This window comes from Draconibacterium sp., from assembly GCF_041583095.1.
Classification (GTDB): Bacteria; Bacteroidota; Bacteroidia; order Bacteroidales; family Prolixibacteraceae; genus Draconibacterium.
The window spans coordinates 1-6,683 of record NZ_JBFHGM010000276.1 but is presented as its reverse complement, the minus strand read 5'-3'; the positions used below and the strand labels follow the sequence as shown (position 1 = coordinate 6,683).

At 42.2% G+C, this 6,683-nt stretch carries 3 protein-coding genes and 1 pseudogene; 1 reads left to right on the top strand and 3 read right to left on the bottom strand.

The window, feature by feature from the left end:
• Positions 1 to 458: pseudogene (locus ABZB17_RS18880) on the bottom strand (dihydroorotate dehydrogenase); the annotation flags it as partial.
• 461 nt (positions 459 to 919) lie between these two features.
• Complete coding sequence (locus tag ABZB17_RS18875; protein WP_372652503.1) at positions 920 to 3,247, bottom strand: sodium-translocating pyrophosphatase; 2,328 nt, start codon at positions 3,245 to 3,247, stop codon at positions 920 to 922.
• A 324-nt stretch (positions 3,248 to 3,571) separates the two neighbouring features.
• Here ABZB17_RS18875 and ABZB17_RS18870 point away from each other — a divergent pair, with 324 nt between their 5' ends.
• A complete protein-coding gene (locus tag ABZB17_RS18870; RefSeq protein WP_372652501.1) occupies positions 3,572 to 5,239 on the top strand; it encodes an FAD-dependent oxidoreductase in 1,668 nt (555 codons plus the stop codon).
• Between the two features lie 223 nt (positions 5,240 to 5,462).
• Here ABZB17_RS18870 and ABZB17_RS18865 read toward each other — a convergent pair.
• Positions 5,463 to 6,683 (bottom strand): UxaA family hydrolase (locus ABZB17_RS18865; RefSeq protein WP_372652499.1); only part of this gene is annotated, 1,221 nt, incomplete at its 5' end.

Genomic DNA, 6,683 nt, shown 5'->3' with positions numbered 1-6,683 from the left:
ACCTGCTTGTCTTCAATCGATTCGCCGGTAACTTCAAAATAACCCGGCACTGCATAAAGGTTTATTTCCAAACCTGCCACACCTGTTTTCTCCAGTTCCTGCGCATATTCAACCCAGGTTGGTTCGTATATGGCGTTCAGACTTGCAAATACCGGAACATCAACACTTTTAACCAGTTTCTCCAAATTATATAAATGCTCCTTTGGTCCCGCGTGTTCCAATCCCGGAAAAAGATCGGTCATTTCTGCGTTACGGTTTTCGTATTCGCTAAGCAGCTCATCCATTTGCAGACTTTCAAGCTGAATTTGTTCCTCGAAAAGCGAACGATATACAATCGCCCCAATTCCGGCTTCTTCAATTTGTTTAATTACATCGGGTTTCGTTACTAAGTTACTTGCTCCAAGTATGAGTGGATTTTTTAACTCTACACCCATATAAGTTGTTGTAAGATTTGCCATGGTAGTATTTTTAATGATTAGAATTTACGTTTTTCTTAGTGTAACTGAATTTACAAATAATTTGTTCAATTACGAAGTTAAATTTTGTTTATGTGCGATAGAGAGAATGAGAGTGAGAGACTGTGAGAAGATAAGACTATAAGCACCGAAAAGATAAGATAGGTGAGAAAACGGAGGAGATTGAAATAAATTGTTAAACTGAAAAATTGCTGAATTGCAAACCTGATAGCTGGAAACAGTTACTGAGCTTCGTGAGTTGCAGACGAGAAGAACTCATTCACTGAGATGAAAGCTTACAATTTTACAATAGCAACAATTTAACACTTTTTCATCTATCTATCTGAAAAGTCTCAGCGACAACCTTCCCAATCTGGATCATCTGCATTCCAGGCTAATCAAACACATAAAAAAACCACCTGCCTTACGACAGATGGTTTCATATTTTAATATCAATAACTTGTTTACAGCAAACTTAATGTTACAGTTAAACCGGCCATTACAACCGAAACCATAGTCATCAGTTTTATCAAAATATTCAAAGAAGGACCTGAAGTATCTTTAAAAGGATCACCAACGGTGTCACCAACAACACCGGCATGGTGAGCTTCACTTCCTTTTCCACCATAGTTTCCTTTTTCAATGTATTTTTTAGCGTTATCCCAGGCACCACCAGCATTGTTCATAAACACAGCCAGTGTAAAACCGGCAGTCAATCCACCGGCCAACAGACCAATAACACCGGCAACTCCCATTGAAGCTCCAACAACAACAGGAACTATAATTGCTACTAATGAAGGTACCAACATTTCTTTCTGTGCTCCTTTAGTTGAAATTTCAACACATTTGGCATATTCAGGTGTAGCTGTTCCTTCAAGGATTCCCTTAATTTCGCGGAACTGACGGCGAACTTCATCAACCATTGCACCCGCTGCGCGTCCAACAGCTTTCATTGTCATTGCACTAAACAGAAATGCCATCATTGAACCCAGGAAAAGACCACCTAAAAACAGGGGATTAAAAAGAGTAACGTCGTAAGCAGCCGTAAAATCTTTTACTGAAGCTGTTGAAATCTTAATTGCTTGCATTCCATCCTGTGCTGCCGGAGCAATATCATTATAAAAGATATATGAGCCTTTGGTAACAAATCCTTCTCCGGCTGTTGCTATTTTTCCAAACCACAATCTAATTTCTTCCATATAAGCAGAAATTAAAGCCATTGCTGTTAGTGCTGCTGAACCAATTGCAAATCCTTTACCGGTTGCCGCTGTTGTATTTCCCAGCATATCTAAAGCATCTGTTCTTTCACGCACTTCAGGTGGAAGCTCAGCCATTTCAGCGTTACCTCCAGCATTATCAGCAATAGGTCCGAATGCATCGGTAGCCAATGTAATACCCAGTGTAGACAACATACCTACAGCAGCAAAACCAATTCCGTAAACCCCCATAGCAAAGTGTTCTGCACCACCTGCTGCCCAGAATGATCCCATAATACCAAGTACAATGGTTACAACCGGTATCCAGGTTGAGTACATTCCAACAGCTAAACCGTCAATAATAGTAGTTGCAGGTCCTTGTTGCGCTTGTTCTGCAATACCTCTTGTAGGTTTATATTCATCAGAAGTAAAATATTCAGTAGCCTGCCCGATAATAACACCGGCAGCCAATCCAATAATAACAGCCCAGAAAACGCCCCAGGTTACCCACCCAAGGTAAGCCATTCCGGCCATTGCAAGAAGAATCAAAAATGAACTTCCTCCGGTACCAATTAACAGAGCATTTAATAAATTTTTCTGTGTAGCAGATTCTTTGGTGCGAACCATGAAGATTCCCACAATGGAAAGGATAATTCCAATGGCAGCAACAAGCATAGGCGCTGTAACTGCTTTAACAGGATCGATACCTGTATCAGAAAGAACGATTGCAGGAAGAGCGGCACCAAGTGCAGCGGTTGCCAAAATAGAGCCTGCGTATGATTCGTAAAGGTCGGCTCCCATACCGGCAACGTCACCAACATTATCACCAACGTTATCGGCAATAGTTGCAGGGTTACGCGGATCGTCTTCCGGAATACCGGCTTCCACTTTACCTACAAGGTCAGCACCTACATCAGCTGCTTTAGTATAAATACCTCCTCCAACACGAGCAAATAATGCTTGTGTAGAAGCACCCATACCAAACGTTAACATGGTAACTGTTATCTCAATTAATTTTACGCGTTGGCCTGCATCGTTGATTACACCATTAGTTACATAATCAGCACTTCCGTGAACAAAATGAAGCCCTAAGAATTCAGCACCATTAGCCATATGCTCCGGTGTAAATACAACTTCACTTAGAAAAAAGTACCATGCTGCAATATCTAACAATGCAAATCCCACAACGATTAAACCCATCACTGCTCCACTTCGGAAAGCAACCTGTAACCCTTTGTTCAACGACTGCGAAGCTCCGTGTGCTGTACGCGCTGAAGCAAATGTTGCAGTTTTCATTCCCAAAAATCCACAAAGGCCTGAGAAAAAACCACCAGTTAAAAATGCGATGGGCACAAATGGATTTTGAACGCCAAAATATGCCATAATGGTTAGTAGGATAAAGAGTATTACAAAAACAATTCCTACAACCTTGTACTGTCTTTTCAGATAAGCCATTGCACCTTCACGAACGTATTGTGCAATTTCTTTCATTCTGTCAGTACCTTCTGAATTCTTCATCATCGATTTGAAGAATATCCAGGCAAATACCAATGCCAATATCGAGGCAATTGGCACTATCAAAAATATACTGCTCATAAATTGATAAATTTTAGTGTAGCTTTTGGCTACGGTTTAGTATTAAATTGAAATTTGTTCTTCTTCTGGTTTCTAGTCCGGTTTTACAAAAAAAAGTTTTTGCAATAGACAAAGATAAATTTCTAAACGAGATGAGGAATTTTAGCTTATGTATTTGACAACAGGTTGAAAATTTTTTAACATCAGGATTTTCAGACTATTTCATATTTTATTGTAAACATTTTGTTCCCTCAAAATCAAAACTTAAATTCAACCTGTGAACGGATTGCTTTACCAAAGATTAACGAGATACATCCGTTTACTTTTAACTAAACCTAAATATCAATGAAAACTAAACAGCTCATCCCCTTCGTCTTTAGCATAATTTTTTTGTTTTTCGCTTGTAATCCCAAACAGGATGCAAAGCTGACAAATGCCGATGTTGTAATATATGGTGGAACTTCGGCGGCTGTTTCGGCGGCTGTTCAACTGGCAAAAATGAATAAATCGGTTGTAATTGTTTGCCCCGATAAACATTTGGGTGGATTAACATCAAGCGGACTTGGTTTTACCGACACCGGAAATAAAAGTGTAATTGGCGGACTGGCACGGGAATTTTACCAGCGCGTGTATTCGCATTACCAAACCGATGAAGCCTGGCAGTGGGAAAAGCGCGAAGAATATGGCAACACCGGGCAGGGAACTCCGGCAATTGATGGCGACAAACGCACCATGTGGATTTTTGAACCTCATGTGGCCGAGCAGGTTTTTGAGGATTTTATCAGCGAGAACAACATCAGTGTTTTCCGGGATCGTTGGCTCGACCGTGAGAATGGCGTGGAAAAACAAAACGGCAAAATCGTTTCCATTACCATGCTGAATGGCGAAAAGTACCAAGCAAAAATATTTATCGATGCCACTTACGAAGGTGATTTAATGGCCGCAGCCGGCGTAAATTACCACGTTGGGCGCGAAGCAAACGATGTGTACAACGAGCAATGGAATGGAATACAAACGGGTGTACTTCATCACGGGCATCATTTCGGCAATATGAATATCAGCCCGTATGTTGTTCCCGATGATCAGGCAAGTGGTGTTTTGCCCCGTATATCAAGCGACGATCCAGGTAAAAAAGGCGATGGCGACAAACGTATCCAGGCTTATTGTTTCAGGATGTGCCTGACAAAAGTGCCTGAAAACCGTGTTCCTTTTGAGCAGCCTGAAGATTACGATCCCGCACAATACGAACTGCTGGTTAGGGTGTTAAACCACGGATGGCGCGAGACATTTAATAAATTCGATCCGATTCCGAACCACAAAACCGATGTTAACAACCACGGGCCATTTAGTTTTGATAATATTGGCATGAACTACGACTACCCCGAAGCCAGCTACGAGCGCCGGGCAGAGATTATTCGCGAACACGAAAACTACCAGAAAGGGCTGCTTTATTTTTATGCTACCGATCCACGAATTCCTGATGAAATTCAAAATGAAATGAAACAATGGGGTTTGGCAAAAGATGAATTCACCGATAACGGAAACTGGCCTCATCAGATTTATGTGCGCGAGGCCCGCCGTATGATTGGCGAATTTGTAATGACCGAAAATGAGGTGCTGGGAAATTCACCGGTTCCCCACTCCGTTGGAATGGGTTCCTACACCATGGACTCGCACAACACGCAACGTTACATTACCCCCGAAGGTTTTGTGCAAAACGAAGGAGACATTGGTGTGCACCCGCATCAGCCTTATCAAATTGCGCTGGGATCGATTCTTCCGAAACAGGAAGAATGTGAGAATTTACTGGTTCCGGTGGCGGTTTCAAGTTCGCACATTGCTTTTGGGTCGATACGGATGGAACCCGTTTTTATGATACTTGGGCAAAGTGCTGCAATACTTGCCGGAATGGCCCTGGAGGAAGAGACTTCAATTCACACACTTCAGTATGAGGATATAAAACCAAAACTTGAAGCTGCAGGGCAGGTGCTGGAACATCAGGAGATGGAATAAACTACATCGTAGCAGGCTAATGGGGTATCAATTTTGAATTTTGTTTGATAACAAGTCAAGCATCGGAGTATTAACTCATTTATCCTAATACGATCCGCTATCGGGATTAGTTCGACCATCAAATTACAGTTCGTTTCTCTCCTGTTATTTGGGTCTCACTGAATAAAAAATCCCCACAACCAATGGCTGCGGGGACCTAAATAATACTTCTCAATTATGGTAGCTATAACGTTACGCCTGTTTTAAAAATGGCAATTTCTTTAAACCCGGTTTTTTCGTGGTTTAATTGTTTGCCGCTGGCTACTTCAATTATAAACTGAACAAAGTCTTCCAAAAGCTCGTCCATGGTTTTGCCTTCGAGCAAAGTGCCGGCGTTAAAATCTATCCAGTTTTTCTTTTTGTTGAACAAATCAGAATTGGTAGAAATTTTCATGGTGGGCACAAAACTGCCAAACGGTGTTCCGCGCCCTGTGGTAAACAGTACCATCTGACAGCCGCTAAAACCCAGTGCCGATGCTGCCACCAAATCGTTTCCCGGTGCCGACAACAAATTCAAACCTTTTGTTTTTAAAGGTTCGGCATATTTCAATACGTCAACCACTGTTGCTGTACCACCTTTTTGGGTACATCCCAGCGATTTGTCTTCAAGGGTTGAGATACCACCCTTTTTATTTCCCGGCGACGGATTTTCGTATACCGGCAAATTATGTTTCAGGTAATAATCTTTAAAATCGTTGATCAGACTCACCGTTTTATCAAACACCTCTTCGCTTTGCGCACGCTCCATCAGCAGCGTTTCGGCACCAAACATTTCAGGTACTTCGGTAAGAATAGTTGTTCCGCCCTGGGCCACCAGAAAATCGGAGAAAGCCCCAACCAGCGGGTTGGCTGTAATTCCTGAGAAACCATCCGATCCACCGCATTTTAAACCGATATTCAGCTCCGACAAAGGAACAGCTTCGCGTTTATCGGTGTGCATAATTTCGTAGATCTCTTTCAATATCTCCAAGCCGGTTTCCACCTCATCTTCCACATCCTGTGATGCTAAAAAGCGCACACGGCTTTCATCAAAATCGCCAATAAACTTTTTCAGATGATCGATCTGGTTATTCTCGCAGCCCAAACCCAACACAAAAACACCACCGGCATTCGGGTGATTGATCACATCGGCCAGTGCTTTTTGTGTATTCACATGGTCGTCGCCCAACTGCGAACAACCGTAGCTGTGTTTAAACACTTCTACCGCATCAATATCGGTTGGATTTACTTCCTGCTTAAACAAATCGATGATCTGCTGCGCCTGTCCGTTCACACAACCAACTGTTGGCACAATCCACAGCTCGTTACGAATTCCCACCTTGCCATTGCTACGTTTGTAACCCTCGAAAGTAAGCTCACGCCTGGCAACGGCAAGTTCGTTTAATTTCTGATCGAAAGAATAATT

Excerpts from the sequence above, each read along its gene's own strand:
- ABZB17_RS18875 (WP_372652503.1), bottom strand. The coding sequence starts at position 3,247 with ATGAGCAGTATATTTTTGATAGTGCCAATTGCCTCGATATTGGCATTG.
- ABZB17_RS18870 (WP_372652501.1), top strand. The coding sequence starts at position 3,572 with ATGAAAACTAAACAGCTCATCCCCTTCGTCTTTAGCATAATTTTTTTG.